The following is a 15,147-nucleotide window of genomic DNA, read 5'->3' as shown; positions in this document are numbered from 1 at the left end:
ATTCAGGAGCAACCGTTGAATGAACCTCAGTCATGGGTAAAACCGTTGACACGCATTCCTTCCAGTTTGAAACCGCTTGTTGCAACACAGAAAAAACACTATGGCGATGTACTACATCCCACACGCTGGTGGGGGCGAATGCCATTTCTGTTCTGGCTGGTGGCGCTGTTTGTTGGTTTCCTGGAGCGTAAGCGGGCGCGCTTAACGCCGGTAATGCGAGCATTGTTGATGACACGTGTTTCTCAGGTGTGCCATTGCGCCTTTTGTGTGGATGCCAACAGTTTACGTCTGGCTGAACGCTGTGGCGCACTGGATAAAGTATGGCAGGTTGCTGCCTGGCAAGAATCGGCGCTGTTCAGTGAAGAAGAACGTGTCGCACTGGCTTATGCTGATGCCGTTACTGCCACGCCGCCTCGGGTTGATGAGGCATTAAAGGCGCAAATGAAGCTGCATTTTACCGAGGATGCAATTACTGAAATGACCGCGCTGATTGCGTTCCAAAATCTCTCGGCGCGCTTTAATGCCGCCCTTGATATTCCTTCGCAGGGACTGTGCGACACCGTCAAAGGACGCCCACATGCTTGATCGCCATCTTCATCCACGCTTAAAACCGCTTTTGCATAGGTGTGTGCTGGTTATCGATAAGCCCGCAATTACGCCGGATGGCCTGACACTGGTTGGTTTTGCCATTGGCGTGCTGGCGTTGCCGTTTCTGGCTTTAGGCTGGTATCAGGCGGCGTTGGTGGTTATCGTGCTAAATCGACTGTTTGATGGACTGGACGGTGCGCTGGCGCGGCGCAGGGGGCTTACTGATGCCGGCGGGTTTCTCGATATCTCGCTCGACTTTCTTTTTTACGCCTTAGTACCGTTTGGTTTTATTCTGGCCGCACCGGAGCTGAATGCGCTGGCCGGAAGCTGGCTGTTGTTTGCCTTTATCGGAACGGGTAGCAGCTTTCTCGCCTTTGCCGCGTTGGCGGCGAAACACCAGATTGATAATCCGGGTTATGCGCATAAGTCGTTTTATTATCTGGGCGGGCTGACCGAAGGAACCGAGACCATTTTGCTGTTTGTGCTGGGCTGTCTGTTCCCAGGATATTTTGCCCTGATGGCATGGATATTTGGCGCACTGTGCTGGATGACAACACTCACCCGGATCCGGAGTGGATATTTGACGCTGAAAGCGGTTTCGCGTCAGGCGTAACGTATTGCGTTGCCGGATGTCCGACGCTTATCCGGCCTACAACGATGGCTGATGTAGGCCGGGAAAGCATTTTCGCCGTATCCGGCAATCATGACAGTCTTACTTGCTGCTGTCCGGACCACGTTCACCGCTGGCTACCGGGTTCTTCGGATCGCTGCTCCATTCATACCAACCGCCATCATAGACCGACACGTTTTGCCAGCCCATTGCGCGGGCGTACATAAAGGTTTCTGAGGCGCGCCAACCGGTACCGCAATAAAAAGAGACCTGCTGATCCGGCAGAATGTTCCATTGCTTCCACATGGCGGCGATGTCGTCTGCACTGCGCATCGTGCCATCCGGATTATGGAAATCTTCCATGTGGGTGGAGTCACTTCCTGCATGTCCCCAACGCGCGCCAGCGATTTCACCTTTTGGCTTGATGTAGCTGTATCCACTGGTGGTGCCGATAAACTCTGGCCACGAACGGATGCTGACCAGTGATGCATCCTGGCGATGCAGCAAGCCGCGAGCCTGTGCCATATCCAGCATCAATTGTGGTTGGGCGGGGATAGTGACGCCAAAATCCGGTTCTGGTTTGACCGTCGGCGGGGTGCCGCGTTCTACGGGTAAACCTGCGTCGGACCAGGTTTGCCAGCCACCGTCGAGCAGGCGAACATCTTTTACGCCCGCATACAGCATGATTTGCGCCACGCGTGCGGCGGCGTACACATCGCGGCCATACAAAAATACCGTGGTGTCATGGCGGATACCGTGTTTAGCCAGCATCGCTTTTAGCTGTTCGTCGGAGACTTTATTCCACAGCGGTTCGCTTTCCACTTCGTTAGTGTCAATGTATCCCGCACCCGGAATATGGCTCAGCAGATAAAATTTTGGCGCACCCCAGGCCGCTTCAATGACTTTCCAGTCACCAGCCGGTTTTGCGGTAACGTCTTTGCCTTGCTGAAGATCGTGTAGCCATTGTGGGTAGACTAATTGTTCGAAGTGCGGCAGACGCTGCAAGCGTGCAGGGTCCTGTAGCGCGTCGCTAAGGGTCGAAATAGAGTTAAAACCCACTTTTTGCAGGCGGGCTTTGACGGCTTTCACATCGCTGTCGTTGCCATACAGTGCCACTGGCGCATCGGTTTTTAACTGATGTGCCTGAACCCAGGCGGTAAGTTGTTCATCGTTCATCTTGTCGAGCCAGGCGGCAGACAGATTCAGTGCGGAGGGTTCGTGCCCGGAAGGGCCATTGAGCGACTGAGGCCAGCCGTTATAAAAAGCGCTCTGACGGGTATCGATTGCCGCGCCTTGTTTTTGCTGTAACTGGTTGAGGGTAAGCGTCTGTGCTGTTTCAGCAGCCCATGAAGAAGCGCAAGCGAGCCCTAAAGCCAGTGCCAGCGCGGTCATTTGAGAAACACGTTTCATCGAATAGCCCGACGTTGAAAAAAGAGGACGACATTTTGTGCCGCCAGTTAAGTAAAATCCTTGCGTTAACGCAGCATAACACCACATTCACGCCCAGGCGTTCATTTGTAATACACGGCCTGCGGGGGGAACGTCTTGTGTATCATGGGTGACTTGCACCACAGGGATCCCCAACTTGCGCACTTCGGTGAAAACCCACTGGCGAAACGTATCCCGCAGTGACGTATCCAGGCGACTGAAGGGTTCATCCAGCAGCAAAGCCTGCGGTTGTGCCAGCAGGGCGCGAAGCAGGGCAATGCGTGAGCGTTGCCCTCCGGACAGCGATGCCGGGTCGCGATGGTAAAAGCCTGCCAGGTCAGCGCGCTCAAGGGCATGTTCCACTTCATCGCGTCTCGCCGTACCTTTCAGGTCTGCGGGTAGCGCCAGTGATAAATTTTGTCCAACACTGAAATGATCAAACAGCAGGGCATCCTGGAACAGAATACCAATCTGGCGCTGCGCGGTAGGTAATGTGTCAATGCGCCGCTCATTGAGCCATAGTTGACCGGATGCACGAAATTGATCGGAGAGCGCACCAATCATCCACGAAAATAGTGAAGACTTGCCGCTTCCCGAAGGTCCCATAATAGTGACAATGTCACCTTTGTTGGCCTGGAGGTTGACGCCCGTCAGAAGCGGAGTTGAACCCTGGTACAGGGAAACATTTTGCACTATGAGCATTAGCGGAGTCCTTGTCGAAAGCGGCCAACCCAGGCGGAAAGCGAGGCTGCGAGTGCGAAAACAACCAACGGTAACAGCAATTGCCATAGTGCCTGTGCCGCCAGAATAGCGGTGCTGCCACCGCTGCTTAATGCTACGGCTTCGGTCGTAAGTGTGGGATAACGACCTGCGCCTAACCATAAGGTTGGCATGTACTGGGCAATACTAACCGAAAATCCTACGGCGAAGGCAATCAGTGCCGGGCGTAGAATCAACGGGCATTTTACCTGCCAGAAGATTCGGTTTTGTGTCCAGCCCAGCGTTTGCGCAATCACAATAAGGCGCGCGTCAATACGCTGCCATGCAGGTTTAAGCACAAACAACATCCACGGTGTTACCCACAATAAATGCCCCCAGACCACCGTGATGAACTGGCCATCCTGTTCAGCATATAGCGCCAGCGTATATTGTCCGGTGACCAGCGGTAACGCGGGTAAGATAATGGGCAACCAGACCCAACGATGTCCGGTTTGTGGCCCCCATTCCAGCCATATCAACAGTGTGACCAGGGCAAGTGTACTGGCCAGAACCCCCATTTGCAGGCTGTTGATCAGCGCATCTCTGTTCAGCGATGAGTATTCCGCCATCAGGAGCAGAACGACTGCGCACACAACGCCGCTGATGGGCAGAAGTTGTATCAGCGAACGTCCGGCTGTACAGGATGAAAAATGCAGGCGTACACCGCTGATTGCCGGAATTGTGCGTCGCCAGCCGCGCCAGAGCAGATAGCCCACCAGCGCAAAAATGACCAGTAACAGCACCAGCAGCAAACTGGCGAGCGCGCCTTTTGTCTGCTGGTCGGCGTCGCCCTGGCTTAACCATTGCCAGCTCAACACAGCAAGCGTTGGCGGGTTGCCGGGTCCAAGGATGATGGCGACATCAACGACGGAGAGCGACCACGCGACAATCGCCAGCATAACTTTCCCTAGCGCCGGCGCGATAGAGGGCAATACCAGCCAGTTCAGACACTGCAACCGGCTGTAACCCAGAGAGTCCAGCACGATGACCTGTTGTGACAACTGCTTTTCACTCAATAAAGCGGAAAGGATCCAGAGTAAAAAGGCGCTTTCTTTCACCGCCAATGTGATGCCCAGACCTACACCGTAGCGGTCCAACAGTGGGCTGAGAAACGGCAATATACGGTAGAGCATGCCGCCCTCGGCGAAAAGCAACAGCGTGCTGGTGGCAAAAGCAACATGCGGAACCGCCAGCAGCCAGGGGAGGCGAGTACAAAGCCGTGCCCATCTGGCGCCGGGCCAGAATGCAAGGACGGTCAGCAGGGCGATACTGAGCGCGCCAGTGGCTGCCAGCGTGACAGAAACCAACGTCGCCAGTAACGCCTGCAGGAGTTGGGGATCGGCAAACAACGCCAGCCAGTGTGCAATGGCAAGCGCGGGTGCAATTAGCGTAAAAGCCGCAGGGACCAGCGGTAAATAGATTGCCGCCATGAAGGTCCAGAGCAGCAGAATTAATGTGTACCGTAACGGCGTAGCCATTCTTGTTCCAGTGCATTTACCCAGGCTGCGTGTGGCTCAGGCAGGACAGCCGGGAGTCCATTCGGGATTCGAGCCAGTAGCGCTTCCCGCTGTTGGTCTGGTAATTTTTGGGGGTCAAGCACTGAAGGATCGCCCCAAAAGGTGGGGTCAGCTTTGCGGAGCTGCGCTTCGGGCGAGAGCAGGAAGTTAGCCACTACCTTCGCCCCGGCACTGGCACGCGCATTAGCGGGAATGGTGACAAAATGCACATTGCCCAGCATGCCCTGAGAGAAGCCAAAACTATAGCTGTTTTTCGGTAACTCGCCGCGAGCGATTTTTTGCTGTGCATGCGCGGGGTTAAAGGTTAACGATAGCCGCAGCGTGCCGGTATTCAGCAGGGCATCCATCCGGGCAGGCGTAGGGGGAAAGTCTTTCCCTTCGCGCCAAAGTACGGGATGTAAAGCATCAAGATATTGCCACAATGGGGCGGTAACCTCGGCGAACGTGGCTGTATCGGGAGCACTTTTCAGTGCTTGTGGTTTAGCGGTGAGCGTAATCAGCAACTGTTCGAGAAAAGCGGTGCCGGTAAAGTCGGGTGGGCGCGGATAGGTCACCGTGCCGGGATGCGCTCGCGCAAATTCCAGCAGTGCCTGCGCAGAACGAGGTGGTTGTTCGGTGATATCCCGATTGGCGATAAAGGTTAACTGCGCGCCACCCCACGGAGATTCGGCGCCCTCTGTCGGAATGGCGAAGTCTTCAGTCACCGGTTGTTGGGTATCGACGTAGTGCCAGTTGGGCAGCATTTGTGCCCACTGCGTTTGCAGCAGGTCAGCATCTTTCAGCGCGCGAAAATTCTCGCCATTGACCCACAGGAGATCAACCGAACCGCCTGTTTTACGCCCTGATGCTGCTTCGGTCTGGATGCGTTTTACCGCATCGGCTGCATCCGCCAGACGGACAATTTTCAGGTTAATGGCGTAGTGTGTTTTCATTTCACCGCTAACCCAGTCGAGATACTGATTAACGGCGTTATCGCCTCCCCAGGCGTTAAACCACACCGTCTGACCCCGGGCGTCGTTTTTGATTTGCTGCCAGTTATCGCTCTGCGCAAAGGTTGCCAGCGGAGAGAGCAGCAAACTCAGGCACAATAAACAGTAACGCATAGTATCTCCAATCGTTTATGGAGGCTTCAGGAACGCTTCCTGTGTCGCTCAAGGTAAAAGCCTCTTGCCACTGAAATCACAACACTCAGGGCAAACAGAATAAACAGCCCGGTCACGCACCAATATGTGCCGCCGGTCAGCAGGCTACCGGCCCATGAGTAAACGATAGTGGCAGGCAACTGGCCAATACCGGTGGCGATGAAAAAATGACGAAAGCGGATGGACGTCAGGCCGGCGGCGTAGCTGACCGGATCGAACGGAACGAAAGGTAACAGGCGGCAGACCAGAATGGCGTGTTTACCGTAGCGTTCAAAAAAAGCGTCCATATTTTTCAGCACCGTTTTACCGGTTAATCTTTCTACTGCGCTGCGACCGAACACCCGGGCGATAAAAAAGCAGAGTGCTGCACCTGCCATCGCACTGGTCCAGGAGAGAACACCTCCCCAGAATGCGCCAAATAATGAGGCATTCGCAAAGGTGATCAGGAAGGCGGGAAGCGGGGCGATGATCGCCTGTAAAATCATCAGGAAGAACGATACGATCGCTGCCTGAGGTCCCCAGGAACGAATAAAATTTTCAAGAGCAAGCTGATCAAGCGTGGTAAACGCAGTCAGGCTCTGCGTGAGAAAGTCTCTCACGTCGGGCAGCCATGCCCACGCTATCAACGCGGCTACCAACAGGGCAATTAACCCAACCCGGCAACACGTTCTGATCTGCATTTTATTCAACGTTCTCATTTACCGGCAAGCTCTCGATTTGCAGAGGGGTCGACATGTTTATATCGGGCCCAGGCTTTTGCCGCCTGCACAAGGGCAAACAAGGCAAAGCCTGCAACACTGAGTTTAACGATAAACGCCCAGGTGATGCCTTCACTGGCGAGTTCGTGTGACATCAGCGTATAGATAAAGATGCCAGGTAACGTGGTGACAGCTGAAATCAGCGTAAATGACCAGAACGGAATGGCCGTCAGTCCGTAAGCATAATTTTGAATATTATAAGGAAACAGTGGAACGAGGCGGGTCAGAATCAGAAAGTCGATACCGCTATGGGCAATCCCTTTTTCGATCGCCTGAAACGTCGCCGTATGTCCGGCATGTTTCAGTAATAGTTCCCGCCCAAGCCAGCGTGCCAGTAAAAATGACAATGCCGAGGCAACGGTTGCTGCCAATAAAGAGATAAGCGTGCCAACCAGCGGGCCGAAAAGGATACCGCCGACAATCACCAGAATGCTGCCGGGTATCAGGCTCAGCGCCGCGACGATAAATAGCAGAATATAAAGCGCGTAGCCGAACAGGCCGCTTTGGCGGATGACATCCTGTAAATGATGGAGATTGGTTATCAGATCAGACAGACCAAAATAGTGGAAAACCCCAGCCAGGGCGCAGAATAGCACTGCCACAATCAGCAGTCGGTATTCTGCCTTATGCGAACTTCTTTTTCATGGGGGGCTCCTGTAAATCCGTGGGTAATGACGCGTTTTCACCAGCGAAAAGTGCGCGCGAAGATATATTAAAATGCCGCTCGCAACAATGTATTACCGTCGCTTTATTGATTTTGCACAGAATATACTGACTCTCCAGGCGAGGCCCGGAGAGCGAAAAAATGCAGATGATTAGACGCGGAATTTTGCCCACACTGGCGCGTGGTCGGACGGTTTTTCCATGCTGCGGATCTCATAGTCGATACCCGTTTCTTCACAGCGTTCCGCCAGCGGATTGCTTGCCAGCAGCAGATCAATACGCAGACCACGGTTATCGTCGAAGCCTTTCGAGCGGTAATCAAACCACGAAAACTGGTCGTTTTTATCAGGATGCGCGTGACGATAGGTGTCCACCAGCCCCCAACCTAACAGACGCTCCATCCACTCGCGTTCTTCCGGCAGGAAGGAACATTTCCCGGTACGCAGCCAGCGTTTGCGATTCTCTTCACCGATGCCGATATCCAGGTCGGTTGGGCTGATATTCATATCACCCATGATCAGCACCGGATTATCGCGTTTCAGCTCCGTCTCAAGATAGTTTTGTAAGTTCTGATAGAACGCCGCTTTCGCCGGGAATTTAGTTTCATGGTCGCGGCTTTCGCCCTGTGGGAAGTAGCCGTTGATGACGGTGATGTTGCCAAGCGGAGACGGGATCTCCGCCATAATGATACGGCGCTGAGCCTCTTCGTCATCATTCGGGAAACCACGGCGCACTGCAATCGGCGTTTCTTTGGTCAACAGTGCCACACCGTAATGGCCTTTCTGACCGTGATAGAAAACGTTGTAGCCCAGTTTTGCTACCTCTTCGAGAGGGAACATATCGTCGTGAACTTTTGTCTCCTGTAAGCCAATAACATCCGGTTGGTGTTTTTCGACAATGGCTGCCAGTTGATGAGGACGGGCACGCAGGCCGTTGATATTAAAAGAGACAAATTTCATAGTCGCTGCCACTTTGTAAGATGAATAGTGCAAGGATGGTAGCAGAATTTCCACGAACTGACTGCTTCTTGTCACCTGATTCCAACAATGATTGCTAATGGTGTTAACGATGGAGCAAAAACTGCACCGTTTTGGCGCGAAGCGCGTCGCTATGGGGCAATAATTTCCGATAAATTTCGTATACGATCACAATTCCAGAATTATATTTGGTGACTGAATAAAATTGCGGTTTTTCCTCTATTTCGTCATCTGATACGCAAACATATTCACTTTATATGCACGTATAGTGAATATCTCTGTGTTGTAACTTGTTGATATTCCGTTCTTCGACCCCGTTTATGCACTTTTTTCGCTGGCTGGCACGAACCCTGCAATCTACATTTACACCGCAAACACTATATTTATTAACATATAAATAACCTTTTATTTACCGTTGAGGTCGCTATGTCTCTGTCAGTTACGCGTGAAAATTTTGATGAATGGATGATGCCTGTCTATGCTCCAGCGCCTTTTATTCCGGTGCGTGGTGAAGGTTCACGTCTGTGGGATCAACAGGGTAAAGAATATATCGATTTCGCGGGGGGGATTGCGGTTAACGCACTGGGGCATGCTCATCCGGCATTGCGTGAGGCATTAAACGACCAGGCCAGCAAATTCTGGCACACCGGCAACGGTTACACCAACGAACCGGTATTGCGTCTGGCGAAGAAGCTTATCGACGCGACGTTTGCCGAGCGTGTTTTCTTCTGCAATTCCGGCGCAGAGGCCAACGAAGCTGCACTAAAACTGGCGCGTAAATTTGCGCACGATCGGTTTGGCAGCCAAAAAAGCGGCATTGTGGCATTTAAAAACGCCTTCCACGGTCGCACGCTGTTTACCGTCAGTGCTGGGGGGCAGCCAGCCTATTCACAGGATTTCGCGCCACTGCCGCCGGATATCCGTCACGCGGTGTATAACGACCTCGACTCCGCCAGCCAATTGATTGATGACACCACCTGTGCGGTGATTGTGGAGCCAGTGCAGGGGGAAGGCGGCGTCGTGCCTGCAACCACCGCGTTTTTACAGGGGCTGCGTGAATTATGCGATCGTCATAATGCGCTGCTGATTTTTGATGAGGTACAGACCGGCGTCGGGCGTACCGGCGAACTGTATGCCTATATGCACTACGGTGTGACGCCTGACCTGCTGACGACGGCGAAAGCGCTTGGCGGTGGGTTCCCTATTGGCGCGTTATTGACCACAGAACGTTGCAGCAGCGTGATGACCGTGGGCACTCACGGCACAACTTACGGCGGAAACCCATTAGCCACTGCCGTGGCGGGTAAGCTGTTGGACATTGTTAACACGCCGGAAGTCCTCAATGGTGTGAAACAGCGTCATGACTGGTTTGTGGCGCGTATTAACGCCATTAACGAACGTTTTGGACTGTTTAGTGAAATCCGTGGTCTTGGGCTGCTGATCGGTTGTGTGCTGAATGCGGAATTTGCCGGAAAAGCGAAACAGATCTCCCAGGAAGCGGCCAATGCTGGCGTGATGGTGTTGATTGCCGGCGGTAACGTGGTGCGTTTTGCGCCAGCGCTGAACGTCAGCCAGGAAGAGGTGTCCACCGGGCTCGACCGTTTTGCGCTGGCATGCGAACGCATTAAAGCAGGAGGTTCATCATGATGGTGATCCGTCCCATTGAACACGCGGATATCACCGCGTTAATGCAGCTTGCCAGTAAGACCGGCGGTGGGTTGACGTCATTGCCCGCAAATGAAGCCACGCTGGCGGCGCGTATTGATCGTTCGTTGAAAACCTGGCGAGGCGAGTTGCCTAAAAGCGAGCAGGGCTACGTTTTTGTATTGGAAGACAGTGCCACCGGAACCGTGGCGGGGATTTGTGCTATTGAAGTGGCGGTAGGGCTTAACGATCCCTGGTACAACTACCGTGTTGGCACGCTGGTTCATGCTTCGAAAGAATTGAATGTCTATAACGCATTGCCGACGCTGTTTCTCAGTAACGATCACACCGGAAGCAGTGAGCTTTGCACTCTGTTTCTCGATCCGGACTGGCGTAAAGAAGGTAACGGTTATTTGTTGTCGAAGTCGCGCTTTATGTTTATGGCGGCGTTTCGTGATCGTTTTAACGAAAAAGTCGTTGCAGAGATGCGTGGTGTCATTGATGAGCACGGTTATTCGCCATTCTGGCAAAGCCTTGGCAAGCGCTTTTTCTCGATGGAATTCAGCCGCGCAGATTTTCTCTGTGGCACCGGACAAAAAGCGTTTATTGCTGAGCTGATGCCTAAACATCCTATATACACCCACTTCCTGTCGGAGGAAGCACAAAGCGTGATTGGCGAAGTGCATCCGCAAACGGCGCCAGCCCGTGCGGTACTCGAGAAAGAAGGGTTTCGCTACCGCAACTATATCGATATTTTCGACGGCGGGCCGACGCTGGAATGCGATATTGACCGGGTACGTGCCATCCGCAAAAGTCGACTGGTGGAGGTGGCTGAAGGTCAGCCTGCACCGGGCGAATATCCTGCCTGCCTGGTTGCTAATGAAAATTACCAAAACTTCCGCGTCATGTTAGTGCGTGCCGACCCGAATACCCAGCGACTGGTACTGACGGCAGCGCAACTGGACGCCCTGAAATGCCACGCGGGGGACCATGTACGTTTTGTGCGTCTTTGTGCAGAGGAGAAAGCAGCATGACATTATGGATAAACGGTGACTGGGTGACCGGGCTGGGCGCACGTCGGGTGAAAACGAACCCGGTGAGCGGGGACGTGCTTTGGCAAGGCAATGATGCCGATGCGACTCAGGTAGCACTGGCATGCCAGGCGGCGCGGGCAGCCTTTCCGGGCTGGGCTAAACAGGCATTTGCTGCCCGCCAGGACATTATCGAGAAATTCGCGACGCTGCTGGAGAGCCATAAAGTAGAACTGACGGCAATCATTGCACGGGAAACCGGCAAGCCGCGCTGGGAAGCTGCAACCGAGCTGACGGCGATGATCAATAAAATTGCGATCTCAGTGAAGGCGTATCACACCCGTACCGGGGAACAGCATAACGCGCTGCCAGATGGCGCAGCGACGTTACGTCATCGCCCACACGGTGTGCTGGCTGTGTTTGGCCCGTATAACTTTCCTGGTCATTTACCTAATGGTCATATCGTTCCGGCGCTGTTGGCTGGCAATACGCTGGTTTTCAAGCCCAGCGAGCTGACGCCGTGGACCGGTGAGGCGGTGATCAAACTGTGGGAACAGGCGGGATTACCGCCGGGCGTATTGAACCTGGTGCAGGGCGGGCGTGAAACAGGGCAGGCACTGAGTGCACTGGAGGACCTTGATGGTCTGCTGTTTACCGGTAGCGCAAATACGGGTTATCAGCTGCATCGTCAGCTATCTGGCCAGCCGGAGAAGATCCTCGCGCTGGAGATGGGAGGGAACAACCCGCTGATTATCGAGAACCCCGAAGATATTGATGCGGCGGTACATCTGACTATTCAGTCAGCGTTTGTTACAGCCGGGCAACGGTGTACCTGTGCCCGTCGTCTGCTGGTTAAAAAAGGGGCGCAGGGCGATGCGTTTCTGGCGCGGCTGGTGGATGTCAGTCAGCGTTTAATGCCAGGTAACTGGGATGCTGAACCGCAGCCGTTTATTGGCGGGCTTATTTCTGAACAGGCCGCGCAACATGTTTGTGACGCCTGGCAACGCCTTGAAGCGCAGGGAGGGCGAACGCTACTGGCACCACGTCAAGTGCAAGCGGGGACTTCACTGTTGACCCCCGGCATTATTGAACTGACCGGCGTGGCGAATGTCGCGGATGAAGAGGTCTTCGGCCCGCTGCTCGGTGTCTGGCGTTATGACCGCTTTGATGATGCGATTCGCATGGCCAACAATACGCGCTTTGGTTTGTCGTGCGGGCTGGTTTCACCGGATCGTAATCAGTTTGACCAATTGTTACTGGAAGCTCGTGCGGGCATCGTCAACTGGAATAAGCCGCTGACCGGAGCGGCAAGCACTGCGCCCTTCGGTGGGATTGGTGCCTCAGGCAACCATCGCGCCAGTGCGTGGTATGCCGCAGATTATTGCGCCTGGCCGATGGCGAGCCTGGAATCTCCGACCCTGACGCTGCCGACAGCGCTTAGCCCAGGACTCGATTTTTCATGCGAGGATAAGCCATGAAAGCGCGCGAAGTAAATTTCGACGGTCTGGTGGGACTGACTCACCATTATGCGGGGTTGTCATTTGGCAATGAAGCCTCAACCCGACACCGCTTTCAGGTGTCGAATCCCCGTCTGGCGGCGAAACAGGGCTTATTGAAGATGAAGGCGTTGGCCGATGCCGGATTCCCGCAGGCGGTGATCCCACCTCACGAGCGTCCCTGTATTCCCGTGCTGCGCCAGTTGGGATTTAGCGGCAGTGACGAACAGGTGCTGGAAAAGGTGGCACGGCAGGCACCTCACTGGCTCTCCAGTGCCAGTTCCGCTTCGCCGATGTGGGTGGCGAATGCGGCAACGGTCTGTCCTTCGGCAGATTCACTGGACGGGAAAGTGCATCTGACAGTCGCCAACCTGAATAACAAGTTTCACCGTTCGCTGGAGGCTCCGACCACTGAAGCGTTACTCAGCGCGATCTTCCGCGATGAGAGCCGCTTTACGGTCCATAGTGCATTGCCACAGGTTGCGTTACTGGGGGATGAAGGTGCGGCAAACCATAACCGCCTCGGCGGTGATTATGGTGATCCCGGTGTACAGGTGTTTGTCTATGGCCGTGAAGAGGGCAACGGCGTGCAGCCGAAGCGTTATCCGGCGAGGCAATCACGTGAGGCCAGCGAAGCTGTTGCGCGCCTGAATCAGGTGAATCCTAATCAGATTATCTTTGCTCAGCAAAACCCGGATGTTATCGATCTTGGTGTGTTTCATAACGATGTTATTGCGGTATCAAATCGTCAGGTGCTGTTTTGTCATGAATTGGCGTTTGCCAACCAGCAGGCTTTGTTACAGCAGTTGCGTAGCCAGGTGGCGGGATTTACGGCGCTGGAAGTTCCCCTGGGGGAGGTGTCAGTGCAGGATGCCGTGGCAACGTATCTGTTTAACAGCCAGCTACTCAGTCGTGATGACGGTTCAATGATGTTGGTCTTGCCGCAGGAATGCCGGGAGCATGCGGGGGTATGGCATTATTTAAACCGTCTGCTTGAAGATGACAACCCGATTGACGATCTGCGGGTATTCGATCTGCGCGAAAGCATGTCCAACGGTGGTGGCCCGGCGTGTCTGCGCCTTCGGGTCGTGTTAACCCCACAGGAGCAACAGGCGGTGAACCCGGCGGTTCTCATGAATGATGCGCTGTTTAACACGCTGAATAACTGGGTTGATCGTTACTATCGCGATCGCCTTACCGCAGCCGATCTTGCTGACCCGCAGTTGCTGCGCGAAGGGCGTGAAGCACTGGATACGTTGACACAATTACTCAACCTCGGTTCGGTGTATCCCTTCCAGCAGGAGCGTACCCGTCATGGATAATTTCCTGATGCTGACGCTTGCGGGGGACTCGCCAGATACCTCCCGGGGGAGAGCTCACGGTTTTGACTGGCAATGGATTGGGCATGGCATGCTGGAGCTGACGCCGGTTGTGCCGATTGAGCGTTCGCTGGTTTTGTCTGCGGGCATTCATGGTAATGAAACCGCACCAGTAGAAATACTGGACACCTTGTTGTCCGGGTTGTTTAGCGGCAAGCTGCCGCTGACATGGCGGCTATTGGTGATCCTTGGCAATCCGCAGGCCTTAGCTGCGGGCAAACGCTATTGTCATAGCGATCTGAACCGTATGTTTGGCGGCCGCTGGCAGCGCTTTGATGAGAGCGGTGAAACACGGCGTGCCCGCGAGCTTGAGCTGTGTCTGGAGGATTTTTACGCGCGTGCAACGTCATCAGTTCGCTGGCATCTCGATCTCCACACGGCTATTCGCGGGTCACGTCACTTGCGTTTTGGCGTACTACCGCAGCGTGATGTGGCATGGGATGAGGCGTTTCTTCACTGGCTGGGGGATGCGGGGCTGGAGGCTTTGGTGTTCCACCAGGCACCGGGCGGAACGTTTACCCATTTTAGTGGGGAACATTTTGGCGCGCTGGCCTGCACGCTGGAGCTGGGTAAGGCGCTGCCGTTTGGGCAAAACAACCTGTCACAGTTTGCCCGCACTGCGCAGGCGCTGACAATGTTGTTGACTGGCAGACCCGTAACGGCAGCTGAGACGCCGCCGTTACGCTATCGCGTGGTGGCGCAAATTACACGGCGTAGCGACGATTTTATTCTCTACATGGACAACCAGACGCTGAACTTTACCGCGTTTAAAGAGGGAACCGTGCTGGCCCAGGATGGTGATGAGCGTTTTATCGTCACCCATGACGTTGAATATGTTCTCTTTCCTAATCCAAATGTGGCTTGTGGTTTACGCGCGGGACTGATGCTGGAAAGGTTGTAACAGATATATCCGCCCTCGGATTAATCTCTGAGGGCTTATTTTTGCGTGCTGTTTATATTTATTACGGATTATTCCTGGTAAGTTGCTTTCTTAATAACCAGAGTTCAGGTATAGTTCTTCATAATTCTTTCAAAATCATCTTGTTGTAATTTTTTATTTCAACTCTCCGCAATTTATTCTTTTTTTCTTCATAATTGATGAAAGTTTGTTTTTTACACTTTCATTGTTTTACCGTTGCTCTGATTAATTGACGC

At 53.9% G+C, this 15,147-nt stretch carries 14 protein-coding genes; 7 read left to right on the top strand and 7 right to left on the bottom strand.

Translation table 11 applies throughout. From position 1 onward, the window contains the following. Positions 1-15 precede the first annotated feature (15 nt). Both ACLJXE_RS08690 and ACLJXE_RS08685 read left to right on the top strand, forming a co-directional pair. Complete coding sequence (locus tag ACLJXE_RS08690) at positions 16-585, top strand: carboxymuconolactone decarboxylase family protein (RefSeq protein ID WP_286630147.1); 570 nt, start codon at positions 16-18, stop codon at positions 583-585. Beyond that, positions 578-1,201 (top strand): CDP-alcohol phosphatidyltransferase family protein, encoded by a 624-nt coding sequence (locus ACLJXE_RS08685; protein WP_410750653.1) that lies wholly within the window; start codon positions 578-580, stop codon positions 1,199-1,201. Before ACLJXE_RS08690 ends, ACLJXE_RS08685 begins: the two co-directional genes overlap by 8 nt. A 99-nt stretch (positions 1,202-1,300) precedes the next feature. Here ACLJXE_RS08685 and ACLJXE_RS08680 read toward each other — a convergent pair whose 3' ends face one another. The 7 genes from ACLJXE_RS08680 to xthA form a co-directional block, all read right to left on the bottom strand. Next, the gene (locus ACLJXE_RS08680) at positions 1,301-2,608 is read right to left on the bottom strand and encodes a sulfurtransferase (protein WP_410750652.1); all 1,308 of its coding nucleotides are present in this window, start codon (positions 2,606-2,608) and stop codon (positions 1,301-1,303) included. A gap of 87 nt (positions 2,609-2,695) precedes the next feature. After that, positions 2,696-3,328 (bottom strand): ATP-binding cassette domain-containing protein, encoded by a 633-nt coding sequence (locus ACLJXE_RS08675; RefSeq protein ID WP_410750651.1) that lies wholly within the window; start codon positions 3,326-3,328, stop codon positions 2,696-2,698. Beyond that, a complete protein-coding gene (locus ACLJXE_RS08670) occupies positions 3,328-4,863 on the bottom strand; it encodes a thiamine ABC transporter permease (RefSeq protein WP_410750650.1) in 1,536 nt (511 codons plus the stop codon). The genes ACLJXE_RS08675 and ACLJXE_RS08670 overlap by 1 nt, the downstream gene beginning before the upstream one ends. Next, a complete protein-coding gene (locus ACLJXE_RS08665; RefSeq protein ID WP_410750649.1) occupies positions 4,836-6,005 on the bottom strand; it encodes an ABC transporter substrate-binding protein in 1,170 nt (389 codons plus the stop codon). The genes ACLJXE_RS08670 and ACLJXE_RS08665 overlap by 28 nt, the downstream gene beginning before the upstream one ends. A gap of 26 nt (positions 6,006-6,031) precedes the next feature. Further along, entirely contained in the window at positions 6,032-6,724 is a 693-nt protein-coding gene (locus ACLJXE_RS08660; RefSeq protein ID WP_410750648.1) for a TVP38/TMEM64 family protein, read from the bottom strand. 14 nt (positions 6,725-6,738) lie between these two features. Continuing rightward, positions 6,739-7,398, bottom strand: coding sequence for a TVP38/TMEM64 family protein (locus ACLJXE_RS08655; RefSeq protein WP_286630140.1), 660 nt, complete (start codon positions 7,396-7,398; stop codon positions 6,739-6,741). Between the two features lie 219 nt (positions 7,399-7,617). Next, a complete protein-coding gene (xthA, locus tag ACLJXE_RS08650) occupies positions 7,618-8,424 on the bottom strand; it encodes an exodeoxyribonuclease III (RefSeq protein ID WP_116360166.1) in 807 nt (268 codons plus the stop codon). Positions 8,425-8,868: 444 nt separating this feature from the next. Between xthA and ACLJXE_RS08645 the strand changes: the two genes are divergently transcribed. The 5 genes from ACLJXE_RS08645 to astE are packed head-to-tail and all read left to right on the top strand — an operon-like array spanning position 8,869 to position 14,893. Beyond that, positions 8,869-10,089 carry an aspartate aminotransferase family protein gene (locus ACLJXE_RS08645; RefSeq protein ID WP_410750647.1) on the top strand — a complete coding sequence of 407 codons (1,221 nt, stop codon included), beginning with the start codon at positions 8,869-8,871 and terminating at the stop codon, positions 10,087-10,089. Further along, positions 10,086-11,120 (top strand): arginine N-succinyltransferase, encoded by a 1,035-nt coding sequence (gene astA, locus ACLJXE_RS08640; RefSeq protein ID WP_286630137.1) that lies wholly within the window; start codon positions 10,086-10,088, stop codon positions 11,118-11,120. The genes ACLJXE_RS08645 and astA overlap by 4 nt, the downstream gene beginning before the upstream one ends. Continuing rightward, positions 11,117-12,595, top strand: coding sequence for a succinylglutamate-semialdehyde dehydrogenase (gene astD / locus ACLJXE_RS08635; protein ID WP_410750646.1), 1,479 nt, complete (start codon positions 11,117-11,119; stop codon positions 12,593-12,595). Before astA ends, astD begins: the two co-directional genes overlap by 4 nt. After that, complete coding sequence (gene astB, locus ACLJXE_RS08630) at positions 12,592-13,935, top strand: N-succinylarginine dihydrolase (RefSeq protein ID WP_410750645.1); 1,344 nt, start codon at positions 12,592-12,594, stop codon at positions 13,933-13,935. The genes astD and astB overlap by 4 nt, the downstream gene beginning before the upstream one ends. Further along, positions 13,928-14,893: a succinylglutamate desuccinylase gene (astE, locus tag ACLJXE_RS08625; RefSeq protein WP_410750644.1), complete on the top strand. Its 966-nt coding sequence runs from the start codon at positions 13,928-13,930 to the stop codon at positions 14,891-14,893. Before astB ends, astE begins: the two co-directional genes overlap by 8 nt. The last annotated feature ends 254 nt before the right edge of the window (positions 14,894-15,147 follow it).

Origin of the sequence: Citrobacter sp. U14242 (genome assembly GCF_046555775.1) — a bacterium.
In the GTDB taxonomy this organism is placed as follows: domain Bacteria; phylum Pseudomonadota; class Gammaproteobacteria; order Enterobacterales; family Enterobacteriaceae; genus Citrobacter.
Note: the sequence above shows the minus strand (reverse complement) of the source record. Positions and strands in the feature narration are given on the sequence as shown.